Annotated in this window: 13 protein-coding genes; 11 read left to right on the forward strand and 2 right to left on the reverse strand. The window is 67.1% G+C overall.

Going from position 1 to position 13227, the window contains the following annotated elements:
- Window positions 1–91: 91 nt before the first annotated feature.
- Window positions 92–712 carry a TetR/AcrR family transcriptional regulator gene (locus AB0H21_RS36020; protein ID WP_358525844.1) on the reverse strand — a complete coding sequence of 207 codons (621 nt, stop codon included), beginning with the start codon at window positions 710–712 and terminating at the stop codon, window positions 92–94.
- A 116-nt stretch (window positions 713–828) separates the two neighbouring features.
- On the opposite strand from AB0H21_RS36020, the gene AB0H21_RS36025 reads away from it, so the two are divergent.
- From AB0H21_RS36025 to AB0H21_RS36060, 8 genes are all read left to right on the forward strand, one after another.
- Window positions 829–1725: a VOC family protein gene (locus AB0H21_RS36025; RefSeq protein WP_358525846.1), complete on the forward strand. Its 897-nt coding sequence runs from the start codon at window positions 829–831 to the stop codon at window positions 1723–1725.
- 69 nt (window positions 1726–1794) lie between these two features.
- Entirely contained in the window at window positions 1795–3162 is a 1368-nt protein-coding gene (locus tag AB0H21_RS36030; RefSeq protein ID WP_358525847.1) for a Rieske 2Fe-2S domain-containing protein, read from the forward strand.
- Window positions 3163–3225: 63 nt separating this feature from the next.
- A complete protein-coding gene (locus AB0H21_RS36035) occupies window positions 3226–3732 on the forward strand; it encodes a 3-phenylpropionate/cinnamic acid dioxygenase subunit beta (protein WP_358525849.1) in 507 nt (168 codons plus the stop codon).
- Window positions 3733–3758: 26 nt separating this feature from the next.
- The gene (locus AB0H21_RS36040) at window positions 3759–4067 is read left to right on the forward strand and encodes a bifunctional 3-phenylpropionate/cinnamic acid dioxygenase ferredoxin subunit (protein WP_358525851.1); all 309 of its coding nucleotides are present in this window, start codon (window positions 3759–3761) and stop codon (window positions 4065–4067) included.
- Window positions 4054–5412 (forward strand): FAD-dependent oxidoreductase, encoded by a 1359-nt coding sequence (locus AB0H21_RS36045; RefSeq protein WP_358525853.1) that lies wholly within the window; start codon window positions 4054–4056, stop codon window positions 5410–5412. The genes AB0H21_RS36040 and AB0H21_RS36045 overlap by 14 nt, the downstream gene beginning before the upstream one ends.
- A complete protein-coding gene (locus tag AB0H21_RS36050) occupies window positions 5409–6257 on the forward strand; it encodes an alpha/beta hydrolase (RefSeq protein WP_358525854.1) in 849 nt (282 codons plus the stop codon). Before AB0H21_RS36045 ends, AB0H21_RS36050 begins: the two co-directional genes overlap by 4 nt.
- 24 nt (window positions 6258–6281) lie before the next feature.
- Window positions 6282–7103, forward strand: coding sequence for a 3-(cis-5,6-dihydroxycyclohexa-1,3-dien-1-yl)propanoate dehydrogenase (hcaB, locus tag AB0H21_RS36055; protein ID WP_358525856.1), 822 nt, complete (start codon window positions 6282–6284; stop codon window positions 7101–7103).
- A gap of 556 nt (window positions 7104–7659) precedes the next feature.
- Window positions 7660–9480, forward strand: coding sequence for an RICIN domain-containing protein (locus tag AB0H21_RS36060; protein WP_358525857.1), 1821 nt, complete (start codon window positions 7660–7662; stop codon window positions 9478–9480).
- 89 nt (window positions 9481–9569) lie between these two features.
- Here the strand turns inward: AB0H21_RS36060 and AB0H21_RS36065 are convergent, their stop codons facing one another.
- Complete coding sequence (locus AB0H21_RS36065) at window positions 9570–10295, reverse strand: hypothetical protein (protein ID WP_358525859.1); 726 nt, start codon at window positions 10293–10295, stop codon at window positions 9570–9572.
- A 288-nt stretch (window positions 10296–10583) separates the two neighbouring features.
- On the opposite strand from AB0H21_RS36065, the gene AB0H21_RS36070 reads away from it, so the two are divergent.
- The 3 genes from AB0H21_RS36070 to AB0H21_RS36080 are packed head-to-tail and all read left to right on the forward strand — an operon-like array spanning window position 10584 to window position 13222.
- Window positions 10584–11513, forward strand: a complete 930-nt coding sequence (locus AB0H21_RS36070; RefSeq protein WP_358525861.1) for a zinc ABC transporter substrate-binding protein — start codon at window positions 10584–10586, stop codon at window positions 11511–11513.
- A gap of 21 nt (window positions 11514–11534) precedes the next feature.
- Window positions 11535–12329, forward strand: a complete 795-nt coding sequence (locus AB0H21_RS36075) for an ABC transporter ATP-binding protein (RefSeq protein WP_358525863.1) — start codon at window positions 11535–11537, stop codon at window positions 12327–12329.
- Window positions 12326–13222, forward strand: coding sequence for a metal ABC transporter permease (locus AB0H21_RS36080; RefSeq protein ID WP_358525865.1), 897 nt, complete (start codon window positions 12326–12328; stop codon window positions 13220–13222). The genes AB0H21_RS36075 and AB0H21_RS36080 overlap by 4 nt, the downstream gene beginning before the upstream one ends.
- Window positions 13223–13227 lie beyond the last annotated feature (5 nt).

A 13227-nucleotide genomic window follows, 5' to 3' on the forward strand; every position in this document is an offset into this window, starting at 1 on the left:
ATGTCAGCCGGCACACCCCAAGAAGCCCTCGACTGCGCCTGTGGTCTCTACCTCAGCTACTGACCCCCGAAGGACTTACGGGCGGGACCACTTAGTTGCGTGATGACAGGCCGTTCATGGCCAGGTCGAGGAGGTGATCGGCACGCGCTGCGACGTCCTGCCCTTCCGGCTTGATCCGGTCGAGGGTCAGAGCGATCCCCGCGATCACGTCGACGACGTCTTGCGGAGTCACATCTGAACGTATGACGCGCTGGTCGCGCGCGTGGCTGACAAGGTCGGTGGCGGCCTCGAGCAGGGTCGCGATACCGGACGCGAAGTTGCCCTCGGCGTCGCTCTCCGCGATTCCCTGAGTCGTCAGGGCGCTCAGCATCCCCTGAGCCTCGATCAAGTCCGAGACGATGGTGTGCATCCAGACCTCGAGCGCGTCGTCGGCGTGTGCCTCGTGGGCGAGCCGACGGGCGTCCGCACAGAGGGCGTCCATCCTGCCTCTGAAGACCGCCTCCATGAGTGCCATCCGCGACGGGAAGTGCCGGTAAAGGGTGGCGGTGCTGACCTTCGCGAGGCGGGCGATCTCCTCGATCGACGCATCGGCGCCGTCGCGGCGCACCACCTTGTCGGCGAACTCAAGGATGCGTCGGATGTTGCGCTCGGCGTCGGCGCGTCGGCGACGAGGGGCGCGCTGGCTGGTCGGTGCATCTATCGACACAAACATCTCCCGAGTCTCTTGCGGCGAGCCGAGAGCAAGCCTATGGTACCCGATAAATGTGAGTGAGTTCTTAGTTATCGCCTCTGGCCCCCGGGCCCACACGGACGAAAGCGAGGACGGCTGTGTCCGACCGTCACATCAGCGCACTGGCCTACATCGGCATCGGCGCTACGAGCCTCGACGACTGGCAATCGTTCGCGACGGACGTCTTGGGAATGCAGGTCTCACGCCGTCCCGATGCCGACGGGATCGAGACCCTCTTCCTGCGGATGGACGACCGCGCCCACCGGATCGCGATCCGGCCTGGGGAAGACGAGCTGACGTACGCGGGCTGGGAAGTCGACTCGTCTGAGGAACTGGACGAGCTCCTCCGGGATCTCGACGCGGCCGGGGTGCCGTACAAGGAGGACCCGGACTTGGCGGCGGCCCGCGGAGTGCATCGGCTCGTGCGTTGTCAGGACCCCGCCGGCTTCCAGCTGGAGTTCTGCACCGGCGTCACCACGACGCGTGACCGCTTCGTGTCGCCCACGAACGCCCGCTTCGTCACGTCGGATCCTCGCGGTCGCAGCCTGGGTCTGGGCCACATCGTTCTCGTCTGCCCGAACGGCGACGATCTTATCAGCTTCTACATCGACGTCCTGAAGTTCGCGATCAGCGACTACATCAAGCTTGCCGAGTACGGTCTGACGCTGACTTTCACGCACGTCAACCCGCGACACCACTCCCTCGCTTTCGGGCCCGCACCTGAGGGCGCCAAGCCCTACCTGGACCACTTCATGGTCGAGGTAGACGACATCGACACCGTGGGACGTGCGCTGGACGTTGTGCGCGAGCGTGAGATGTCGCTGACCGCGAGCCTGGGCAGGCACACGAACGACAAGATGGTCTCGTTCTACGTGAAGTCCCCCTCAGGCATCGGTGTCGAGTACGGCACGTCGGGGGTGTTGATCGACGACGACACCTGGACCGTCACCTCGTGGGACGCAGCCGAGACGTGGGGTCACGACCGTAGCCACTGATCCGGCCGCTCTGGCCACAGATTTCGTCCACGCCTTGCTGCACGGACCTGCACCAACTTGGAGAAAAGCATGAGCGTCACGACGCCAGAAATTCAGTCGCAGCTGGACAGCCTCGTCTCACTCGAAACCGGCGAGATCGATCGGCGGATCTTCAGCGATGAGCAGATCTTCGACCTCGAGATGAAATACATCTTCGGGCGGGCATGGCTGTTCCTCTGTCACGAGTCACAGATTCCGAAGCGGGGCGACTTCTTCGAGGCGCCGATGGGACGTGACAACGTGCTCGTGGTGCGCCAGCGCGACGGCGACATCAAGGTGCTGTTGAACACGTGCACGCACCGCGGCAACGCTGTGTGCCGTGCCGAGGAAGGCAACGTGAAGAACTTCATGTGCACCTACCACGGCTGGACGTTCGGGCTCGACGGCGAACTCATCGGGGTCCCGGGGATGTCAACCTTCTACGCCAACGGCCTCGACAAGAGCAAGCACCCCCTTCGACAGCCGGCCCAGGTGGCCGGCTACCGGGGCTTCGTCTTCGCGACGTTCGACCCGGACGCTCCGCCACTCGAGGAGTTCCTTGGCCCTACCGGCATTCTGAGTCTCGACCTGATCGCGGAGAAGGGCGACATGGAGGTGGTTCCCGGCATCCAGAAGTTCGTTCTCCGATGCAACTGGAAGTTCACCGTCGACAACGTCTTCGACTTCTACCACCCGCAGATCACCCATATGTCCGCCATCGCGGTGGGAGCCATCCCCGTGACCAGCAACGTCATCGATGACGGCGGCGCGAAGAACGAGGAGGGCCAGGACCTCGGCGTCGCCCAGCTCTCCACAGACATGCAGGCCATCACCATGCTCGGTGAGTACGGCCACGCCATTTCGGGGCCCAGCCAGCTCGCGGTTGAGGCGCAGATTCCCCAGGAGTACCGGAGCGTCTTCGATTGGCGCCACACCCCTGAGACGCAGGCCAAGCTCGGCCCGAACGGCTCGCTCGTCGGCGGCCATCCGCACATCTTCCCCACCACCTGGCTCACGGTCGACAGCCAGCTCAGCCTCCGGATCCCGCGGAGCCCCGGGGTGACCGAGGTCTGGTGGTTCAGCTTCCGTGACAAGAACGCGAGCCCTGAGGAGAAGGCGGCCCAGCTGAGCCGGCAGATCCACGCGTTCGGTCCCGCAGGCATGCTCGAGCAGGAGGACGGCGAGAACTGGTCGCAGAGCACCATGCAGACCCGCGGCGACCAGAGCCGCCGGGTCCCGCAGGCACTGAAGATGGGCATCCGGCGAGGCAAGATCCGGCACGAGGATGGCCTCAACATCATCGAGTCGCCGGTCAACGAGTACGCCCAGCTCTGGACCTACTACGCCTGGAAAGAGTGGCTGAAGAACCCGTCATGGGACGAGTTGCGGACACGCACCGTCCCCGGTGATCTTCTCTGAGCCGCTGAGGAAGGACGAACGATGACGATCGACCCCGTACCTCGTGGATACGACGAGGCACTCATGAGCGACATGCTGCGCCAGTACAGCGTGGAGCGCTTCTACGCGGACGAAGCGGCGCTGCTGGATGCGCACGAGTACGACAAGTGGATCAAGCTCTTCACCGAAGACACCCACTACTTCATGCCGATCCGGCGCACGCTGCCCCGCCGGCAGACCAAGCGCGAGTTCACCCAGCCGGGCGAGATGGCCTTCTTCGACGACGACTTCGTGCTCCTGAGCCTACGAGTTCAGAAGCTGGCGACAGGGACGGCCTGGGCCGAAGATCCGCCGTCACGGACGCGCCACCTCATCACCAACATCCGCATCACGTCCGACGATGGAGACGAGCTGACGGCCGAGAGTCACTTCCTCCTCTATCGGACCCGCCTCAAGGATGACCTCGACCAGTGGATCGGGAGACGCGAGGATGCGCTGCGCCGCACCGAGGGCGGATTCAAGATCGCTCGTCGCCACATCTATCTCGACCAGACGGTCTTGCACTCGCAGAACCTCAGCAACTTCTTCTGAGCAATGGCTGGAAGAGAGGCCTTTCCTTGACATGGCTCCGAGCCTGCACCGTCGACGACCTTGAGGACGGCGACGCGTTTCAGGTTGAGATCGACCCCCCGATCGCAGTGTTCAACGTCGATGGCCACTACTTCGCGATCGATGACACGTGCACGCACGACAAGTCCTCCCTCGCCGATGGATACGTCGACGGCGGTCAGGTCGAATGTTCGTGGCACTTCGCCAAGTTCTGCATCAAGACGGGAGCCGCACTGACTCCACCGGCCACGGTCGCGGTGTCCACGTACGACGTCCGCATCGACGGAGACGACGTGATGGTGCATGTCGATCGCTGAAGCCCGGCCCGCCGAGAGCGGCTCCGCTGCGAAGAACGTCGCGATCGTCGGCGCGAGCGCGGCCGGAGTGTCGGCGGCCGTGGAGTTGCGCCGCCGTGGCTTCCTTGGGGAGATCACCCTGGTCGACAAGGACTGTCGGACACCTTACGAGCGCCCTCCGCTTTCGAAGTCGATCATTGACTCCGAGGGCGATGGGCTGCGACCCATCGTGCCTGAGATCACCTACGCGGAGTACGGCATCGAGCTGGTTCTCGGTCAGGAAGTCACGCGCATCGACCCTGATCGTGGCGAGCTCGTCCTCGACAGTGGGGAAGTTCGGCAGGCGGACGACATCGTCTTGGCCACCGGTGTTTCGGCACGACCGCTTGACGTGCCCGGTGCGAACCTCCCCGGCGTCCTGCTCCTCCGCGATGCAGCCGACGCCTCGGCGCTTCGAAACCGGCTCGATCAGACCCGTCGGGTCGTGATCGTGGGCGCCGGCTTCATTGGCCTCGAGCTCGCTGCCTTGATGAGAGGGCTCGACATCGACGTCACCGTGGTCGACATCGCTGGTGGCCCTCTCGTTCACGCATTCGGAGAAGAGATCGGCGAGCTCATTCGCCGGCTGCATGAGGACCGTGGCGTGACCTTCCGTTTCGGCACCGGCGTCAGCCGTGTCGCCGGCAGGAGCGCGGTCGAAGGCATCGTGTTGACGGACGGATCGGCACTTCGCGCCGACCTGGTCGTCAGCGGCATCGGTGTCGTCCCGCGAACCGAACTCGCCCGAGCTGCCGGTGTCGTCGTCGATGAGTACGGGATCGTTGTCGACTCCTGCGGTCGCACGAGTCACCCGCATGTCTATGCGTGCGGGGACGTGGCGAGCCAGCCCCATCCATCGCTTCCCGCGCCTGGCCGCATCGAGCACTGGGACACGGCGATGAAGCACGGGGCGGCCGTCGGGGCCACGATCGCGGGACAACCGACACCCTTCACGGATCTTCCCTATGCCTGGTCCGACCAGTACGACCTGACCCTGCAGTACTTCGGCCGACGACAGGCCGGCGACACGTTCATCCTCAGGGACGGTTCGACACCCAGCCGGTTCCTCGCGTTCTGGTTTCGCGGCTCCGTCATGTCGGCGGTACTGGGGTGCGACATGCGCCGTGAGGTAGGCATCGCTCGCCGCCTGATCGGCGCGGGACGTCCGCTCGATCCAGCGGCGTTCGCCGCGGCAGACCTTGACCTCAAGGCCATCCACCGCCCGGCGACGATGCAAACCCGCACGAAGCCGCTTGGACCCGTCGCCGGCAGCACCTCACCCAGCACTCCTGTTCGCGATCCGACGACGAAAGAGCGAGCCTCATGACTTCGGTCTACACCTACGAGGACACCAGCCGTCTCATCAAGACCGCTGACTACGACATCCAGATCAACGACGCCGGCCAGGGCCACCCGATCATCATGATCCACGGAACCGGTCCCGGTGCCTCTGGCTGGTCGAACTTCGAGCCCAATGTCCAGGCTCTCGCGGCGAAGTACCGGTGCATCGCCGTGACGATGCCGGGCTGGGGCGGGTCCTCACCGCAGGATCTGAACACTGGCCGTGACCAAGGCGAGGCGATCCGCCAGCTCATGGACGCCCTCGACATCGAGAAGGCGGCTTTCGTCGGCAACTCGATGGGAGGCGGAATCGCTACCGTGATGGCGACCAAGCACCCCGAACGAGTGACGCACATGATCACGATGGGGGCGGGGATCTGGGGCCCAGCCGTCGTCGGACCGACCGGATTGAGCGAAGGCCTTCGTGCACTGTGGTCCGCTTATGAGGACCCGACGCCGGTGAACTTCAAGCGTCTCGTCAGCGTCATGTGCCACGACCAGGCCTTCGCGACCGACGAGCTTGCCGAGGAACGCGCGAAGAGCGCCGCTGCGCGGCCGGAGCACCTTCGCAACTGGCTTGATCTGATGCGCGCGGGCCGGGGGGCGGACGGTTTCATGGAGGCCGCCGCCAAGCTCCCCGAGTCGAGCGTGCCGACGCTGCTCATCCATGGACGAGACGATCGCACGGTGCACTTCGAGATGAGCCTGCGGGCGCTCAGCCTGATCCCGAACTCGAGGCTGGTTCTGCTCAACCGGTGCGGACACTGGGCTCAGCTCGAGCAAGCCGAGACGTTCAACCACATGGTCGACGACTTCATCTCGCAGAACTGAGCGGAAAGGTTCATGCGAAGAGCCATGGAATCAAAGATCAGCGAGACCGTCGAGGGTTCGTCCGTCCTCATCACCGGAGGCGGTGCCGGTCTAGGCCGGGCCCTGGTCGAGCGGTTCATCAACGAGGGTGCCGTCGTCACTGTCCTCGACCGGTCGGAGGGACGGCTCAGGGAGCTCGAGGCCAGGTACGGCGATTCGATCCGCACCGCCGTCGGAGACGTGACGAGCCCGCGCTCCAACGTCGAGGCCGTGGAAGCTGCTGTGTCAGCTTTCGGTGGCCTGGACACCCTTATCGCGAATGCCGGCCTGTGGGACTTCAGCCGGCCGCTGGCCGACATGACCATCGACGAGGTCGACCGCGGATACCGCGAACTGTTCGACGTGAACGTGAAGGGCTACCTGCTCGCAGCCCGGGCGGCGATTGAGGAGCTTCAGAAGTCTCACGGCTCCATCATCTTCACGCTCTCCAACGCAGCCCTCTACCCGATGGGGGGCGGCGCGCTGTACACCGCTTCAAAGCATGCGGGTCTCGGCCTCGTACGCCAGCTCGCCTTCGAGTTCGCACCAACAGTGCGCGTGAACGCGGTCGCTCCCGGCGGTATGGCCACTGAGCTGACCGGCCCGGTCGCGCTTGATCTTGCCGACCGGTCTATCAGCGCGATGCCGATTCGCGACTATCTGGCGCGGTTCTCCGCCCTTGAGCTGGCACCGGAACCAGAGGACTATGTGGCGGCCTATGTCCTACTTGCGTCGCGGCGAGACGCACGGATCACGACCGGTGCGGTCCTGGATATCAGCTCCGTCGGAACGCCTCAGAAGCCGGCTCTGAATGGTGCGGTCGGCTAAGCATGTCCGAAGTACGCCAATCGGCCGACCGGCGTTTGAAAAGGATGGTACAAAACAGTCGCCGGCCGGGATTAAAACGCTGATCGGACCGTGAGGGTCAAGCCGTGGCCAGGTGCAGCAGAGGTTCCGGACGATGCGTTGGCGCGTCCGTGGCACGGTCCCACCACCGGTCTTGGATGGAGTCTCGCAATCGATTTATCGGACTTTCGTGGCGCGGGTTGGCGGATGGCGGCTCTTATTCGCCCGGGACGACGCTTCCGCTGGTAGAAGCATGTGAACGGAAGAGGCGGCTGAGTGGCTTCCTGTCCACACAGTGAACACCGGCCGCCGCGAAGTAGCGCAGCGTGACAGGTGGCGTCGTATTGTATCCGTACTCATCACGGGAAACCAGAGTTACCAGATCAACCGGCAATCGCCTGATTGACCCACTTGAAATATGCGCAGTCAATGGCTTGTGATAAAGGTAACAATCATCATGGACTGCACGTCGGCGATGTGATCATTGCCGGTGAATCGCCCTCGGAGGGCGTCTCCGTACCGATCGGAGTTCATCGGCATGCAGCTCAGGCGAAATCTCTCGCTGGCCGCCGCGTGGATCCTCCTCGCAGCCGGTCTGATCGCCTCACCCCCGGCGGCGTCGGCCGCCGCGCCGCCGGACGGCGGACGCACCCACGTCGCCTCCGACGTCTTCCCCGGCGTCAAGATCGGCGAGCGCGCCGGTCCGGCGGCGCTCGGGGCGGGCCTCGGCAAGGCGCCGGTCACCCCGCAGCTCGTGGCCTGCGACGGCGACGGCACCAGCGGCAAGCGCGTTGAGGTCCTGTACGTGCGTGAGCCGTCCATGCCGGACCGCTACGCGCAGTTCCTGCCCATGTTCCGGGCCTGGCTGGCCAACGCCGACGACCAGTTCAACGACGGCGCGGCCACGTCCAACCGCAGCCGGCACATCCGCTACGTCACCACGGCGGTGAGTGGCGGCTGCGCGGCCGTCGTGCGCAACCTGGTCGTTCCCGCCGGTTCGCTGGCCGATTTCTACTCCAGCGTCAGCGCCGTTCAGGCCCTCGGCTACACCAGCAACGACCGCCACTACCTGCTGCTCACCGAGGCCACGGTGATCTGCGGCATGGGCGAGATCAAGGGCGACGACCTGACGACCGGCGCGGCGAACCTCAACAACGGCCTCGCCTACGCCCGGGTGGACGCCATCCCTGGCTGTTTCGGCGCGAACGCCATCTCCCACGAGCTGGGGCACACGTTCGGCGCCGTGCAGCTCAGCGCGGCCCATTCGGATGGGAGCTGGCACTGCCTCGACCAGTGGGACCTCATGTGTTACGGCGGCACGCCGTCGTGGAACTGCCTCCAGTGGAACGACTACCGGCTGCCGGACTGCAACCGGGACGACTACTTCAACGCCAACCCCACGGCGGGCAGCTACCTGGCCACGCACTGGAACACCGCCAACAGCGCCTACTTCATCGCGGGCGCCACGGCCGACAGCGATCCGCACCCCAAGGTGGGCAATACCTACGTCATCACGAACGTGTCGACGGGAGGCGCGCTGGAACCCATCGGCGCGTCCACCGGGACCCTGGTGGAGCTGAGCCAGCGCGCCCGCGTTGACACTCCCAGCCAGAAGTGGCTGATGGGCTACACGACCGGCCTGCAGTTCATCAACGTCGGCAGCCGCCTGTGCGCCGACAGCTCCTACAGCGGCACCACGCCCGGCACGACGCTCCTGCAGTACATCTGCAACGGCCAGGACGGCATGCGCTTCGCGTACCTGCCGACCGGCGGCAACACCTTCGCGATCTTCGACTGGTTGTCCGGGCTGGCGCTGACCGCGACCGGCACCTACCCGGCGCCCATCACGCAGCAGACCTACACCGGCGCCACCAACCAGCAGTGGGTCTTCAACCAGGTCTCCGGTATCACGCCGACCAACAACAGCGTGTACTACCTGCAGGGCCGCGACAGCCGTGACAACGCCGAGCCGGTGGGCGGCTCGACCGCGGCCGGCGCGCTGATCACCCACGACGCGCCGTCCGGCGCCACCAGCCAGCGGTGGACGCTCCAGGCCACGGGGTCGTACTGGAAGCTGGTGAACGTCAACAGCGCCAAGTGCCTGGACCTGGTCTCGGCGAGCACCGCCAACGGGATCCAGCTCAGGCAGCAGACCTGCGGCACCGCCAACAGCCAGCAATGGACGTTCCAGCGGGTGGCGGACGGCACGTTCTACCTGGTCAACCGCCACAGCGGTAAGGTGCTCGACCTGCCGCCCGGCAGCGGGACGACCCTGGACCAGCAGACGATCACCGGGAACACCGATGGCGGCCTCGGCATCGTCGCGGGCAACCAGATCTGGTTCCTGAACCCCGTGTAACCCCTCGCGGCCGCCTGAGCGGCCCCGTCGGCATCAGAGCAGGCACGTCCCGGGCGGGCGTGCCTGCTCGCGCGTTCGCGGGCAGGTGTTCAGGAGTGAGCCGGCGCGCCGGTGCTCGGGAGACCTTCCGGCACGTCGTCGGGGGCGATGGCGCCCTCTCCGGGTGTGCTCTGCAGGTACACGTGCTGGTGGCCGTTGCCCGCGTCGATGTTGAGCTGGTCGAGCTGGGTCGCCGCGACCGACCACATCGCGATGCCGGTGGAGCGCTGGCGCGTGGCGAGGTCGATGATGGGCTGCCGCGCGTCGGCGGGCAGCTTCTCGGCGGCGGCGTAGGTGTCGACCGCGGCGGCGAGGGTGTTCACCGCGCTGCGGAAGCCTCCGCGCGCCACGTTGGTGGCGGTCGTCCCCGAGGGGGTTTCCGCGTGTCGCGCGACGGCCTCCTTGAGGGTGTTCTGCCAGGTCGCGAGGTCTCCGAGCGGCGCCGGTCCGGCGGGTTGCGGGTTCGAGGCCGGGTCCTTGGGGAATGCCGCGGTGAGCCCGCCCAGGACGCGGTTCAGATCCTCGGCGGTCTTGCGCGCGGACGCGGTGAGCTCGCCGATCTGCTGGACGTCCCGCTTGGCGTCGGCCTCCTGCATGTCGGCGATGGCGGCCTGCGTGGCGTCGGGGCGGCCGATCATGTACCCGATGGGCCCTGCGACGAGGGCGGCGACCAGTGCGGTGGTCAGGAGGGCGACGGGGCGGCGACCGGCCGGGGCGGGCTGCGTCGTGGCGGTTCGCGTGGAGGCCAAAGGCGACGGGACCGTCTTTCGGGCCAACGAAAGCTCCTCTTGACTCGGCCCCCCGCACGGCTGTGAGGCCGAAGATATCACTCCGCCCGGTTTTCCGCCTTTGTCGGTGCGTGGCGGATTGATCACCCCGAGGGGCCGGACACCGGACCCGCCTGCGGGCGTGGGCTCCTCGTCGGCGTGTGACGGGGAGATCGTCCTGGTGGTGAAGAGAACTCCTTTTTGTCATGGGTCGACCTGCGGCGATGCCGACTGCTACGGTTGCAGTTGATTGTCATTATCATTATCGAAAGGCCTGGTGTGCGTACCCTCCGTCGCGTGCCGCTCGCGAGTTTGGTGGCCGGGCTGGCCATCGTCGTCCTGACATCCTGCGCGTCGTCCGAAGGCGCGCCCTCCGAAGGCGGCTCGCCGTCCGCCGCGCCCGCCTCCTCACCGGACCGCGTTTCGGTGGTCGCGTCCACCAACGTGTACGGCGACATCGCCCGGCAGATCGGCGGCGACCGGGTCGACGTGGTGTCGATCATCAGCGATCCCTCGCAGGACCCCCATTCCTTCGAGGCCAACGCCCAGACACAGCTCCGGCTGTCCAACGCCAAGGTCGTCATCGAGAACGGCGGCGGGTACGACGACTTCGTCGACACCATGCTCAAGGCCGCCGGCAACCCCGGCGCCCAGGTGCTGAACGCCGTCACCATCTCCGGGAAGACCGCGCCGCCCGGCGGGGGGCTGAACGAGCACATTTGGTACGACCTCCCGAGCGTCGGCAAGATCGCCGACCAGATCGCGGCCGCGTTCGGCAAGGCCGACTCCATGGGCGCCGCCCAGTTCACGGCCAACGCGTCGGCGTTCAAGGCGAAGCTGGACACGCTGGTGAAGGATGAAGCCGACATCGCGGCCACGGCCAAGGGGCAGGGCGTCGCGATCACCGAGCCCGTCCCGCTGTACATGCTCGAGGCCTGCGGGCTGGTCGACCGCACTCCCGGGGAGTTCAGCGAGGCCATCGAGGAGGGCGGCGAGATCCCGCCGCGCGCGCTGCGCGAGACGCTGGCCCTGCTGACCGGCAAGCGGGTCGCCGCGCTGGTCTACAACGAGCAGACCGCCGGGCCGGAGACCGAGCAGGTGAGGCAGGCCGCGCAGAAGGGCGGCGTGGCGGTCGTGCCGGTCACCGAGACCCTGCCGCCGGGCAAGGACTACATCGGCTGGATGACCGACAACATCGCCGCCGTCCGCGGCGCCCTGTCCAGATAAGTCCAGATAAGTCAGGTCATCATGATCAGCTTGCGAGATGCCGCGCTGTCCTACGGCGAGCGGGTGCTGTGGAAGGACCTCACCCTCGACGTCGAGCCGGGCGAGTTCCTGGTCGTCCTCGGCCCCAACGGCTCGGGGAAGACGAGCCTGCTGCGGGCCCTGCTCGGCGAGGTCGCCCTGTCGGCGGGGACGATGACGATCGGCGGGCGGCCCCCGCGGCGCGGCAGCCCGCTGATCGGCTACGTCCCCCAGCAGAAGGCGATGTCCCCGAACATGCCGCTGCGCTCGCGCGACCTGGTGCGGCTCGGCATCGACGGCCACCGCTGGGGCATGGGCCGGGCCGGACGGGCGGTTCGCGCGCGCGTCGGCGAGCTGCTCGCCGAGGTGGGGGCCGAGTCGTACGCCGACGCCCCGATCGGGACGCTGTCGGGCGGCGAGCAGCAGCGCGTCCGGATCGCCCAGGCGCTGGCCACCGACCCGCGCATCCTGCTCTGCGACGAGCCGCTGCTGTCGCTGGACCCGCACCACCAGCGGGCCGTCGCCGAGCTGATCGACCGGCGTCGGCGCGAGCACGACACCGCGGTGGTGTTCGTCACCCACGAGATCAACCCCGTCCTGGCGATGGTGGACCGCGTGCTCTACTTCGTGGACGGCCGGTTCCGCGTCGGGACGGTGCGCGAGGTGATGACGTCGCGCACGCTGTCGGAGCTGTACGGGACGCCCGTCGAGGTGGTCAGCATCAGCGGCCGGATAGTCATGCCCGGGGCCCTGGCCTCGGGCCACCATCACCCGAGTGGCGAGGCGCGCGGCCGGTGAACGACGTGTGGCACCAGATCTTCAACTTCACCGACTACGGCGCGCTGCTGGCCCTGGTGAAGAACTCGCTGGTCGCCGGGGCGATCCTGGGGGTCGTCGGCGGGCTGATCGGCGTCTTCGTGGTGATGCGCGACCTGCCGTTCGCCGTGCACGGCATCAGCGAGCTGTCCTTCGCCGGCGCGTCCGCCGCGCTGCTGATGGGTGCGAACGTGGTCGCCGGGTCGCTGGTGGGGTCGTTGGTCGCGGCGGCCGTCATCGGCGTGCTCGGCGTGCGGGCGCGGGACCGCAACTCCATCATCGGCGTGCTGATGCCGTTCGGGCTCGGGCTCGGCGTGCTGTTCCTGGCGCTGTACAAGGGCCGGGCGGCGAACAAGTTCGGCCTGCTCACCGGCCAGATCATCGCCGTGGACGCCCCTCAGCTGTCGTGGCTGGCCGCGACCTCGGCCGTCGTGCTCGTCACGCTCGCCGTCCTGTGGCGGCCGCTGACCTTCGCCAGCGTCGACCCGGAGGTCGCCGCCGCGCGGGGCGTGCCGGTCCGCGCGCTGGCGCCGATCTTCACCATCGTGCTGGGCCTGGCCGTCGCGATCTCCATCCAGATCGTGGGCGCGCTGCTCGTGCTCGCGCTGCTGTGCACACCGGCCGCCGCCGCGATGCGCGTCACCGCCTCGCCGGTGAGGGTTCCCCTGCTCAGCGTGCTCTTCGCCACCGTCTCCATGCTCGGCGGCACCCTGCTGGCGCTCGGCAGCAGCGTCCCCATCAGCCCGTATGTCACCACGATCTCGTTCACGATCTACCTCGCCTGCCGGGGTGTCGGCGCGGCCCGCGCCCGGGGCGCCTGGACCCGGCGCCGCGCCGCGTCCCCCGACCGCGTTGCGACGGTGAGGCCGACCTGAGGCGA

Origin of the sequence: Sphaerisporangium sp. NPDC051011 (genome assembly GCF_040653595.1) — a bacterium.
Classification (GTDB): Bacteria; Actinomycetota; Actinomycetes; order Streptosporangiales; family Streptosporangiaceae; genus Sphaerisporangium.

What these genes read in the sequence shown, in the direction of transcription:
- AB0H21_RS36045 (WP_358525853.1), top strand. Translation starts at nt 4,054, where the DNA reads ATGTCGATCGCTGAAGCCCGGCCCGCCGAGAGCGGCTCCGCTGCGAAG.
- AB0H21_RS36020 (WP_358525844.1), bottom strand. Translation starts at nt 712, where the DNA reads ATGTTTGTGTCGATAGATGCACCGACCAGCCAGCGCGCCCCTCGTCGC.
- AB0H21_RS36075 (WP_358525863.1), top strand. Translation starts at nt 11,535, where the DNA reads ATGATCAGCTTGCGAGATGCCGCGCTGTCCTACGGCGAGCGGGTGCTG.
- AB0H21_RS36050 (WP_358525854.1), top strand. Translation starts at nt 5,409, where the DNA reads ATGACTTCGGTCTACACCTACGAGGACACCAGCCGTCTCATCAAGACC.
- AB0H21_RS36030 (WP_358525847.1), top strand. Translation starts at nt 1,795, where the DNA reads ATGAGCGTCACGACGCCAGAAATTCAGTCGCAGCTGGACAGCCTCGTC.
- AB0H21_RS36035 (WP_358525849.1), top strand. Translation starts at nt 3,226, where the DNA reads ATGAGCGACATGCTGCGCCAGTACAGCGTGGAGCGCTTCTACGCGGAC.
- hcaB (WP_358525856.1), top strand. Translation starts at nt 6,282, where the DNA reads ATGGAATCAAAGATCAGCGAGACCGTCGAGGGTTCGTCCGTCCTCATC.
- AB0H21_RS36060 (WP_358525857.1), top strand. Translation starts at nt 7,660, where the DNA reads ATGCAGCTCAGGCGAAATCTCTCGCTGGCCGCCGCGTGGATCCTCCTC.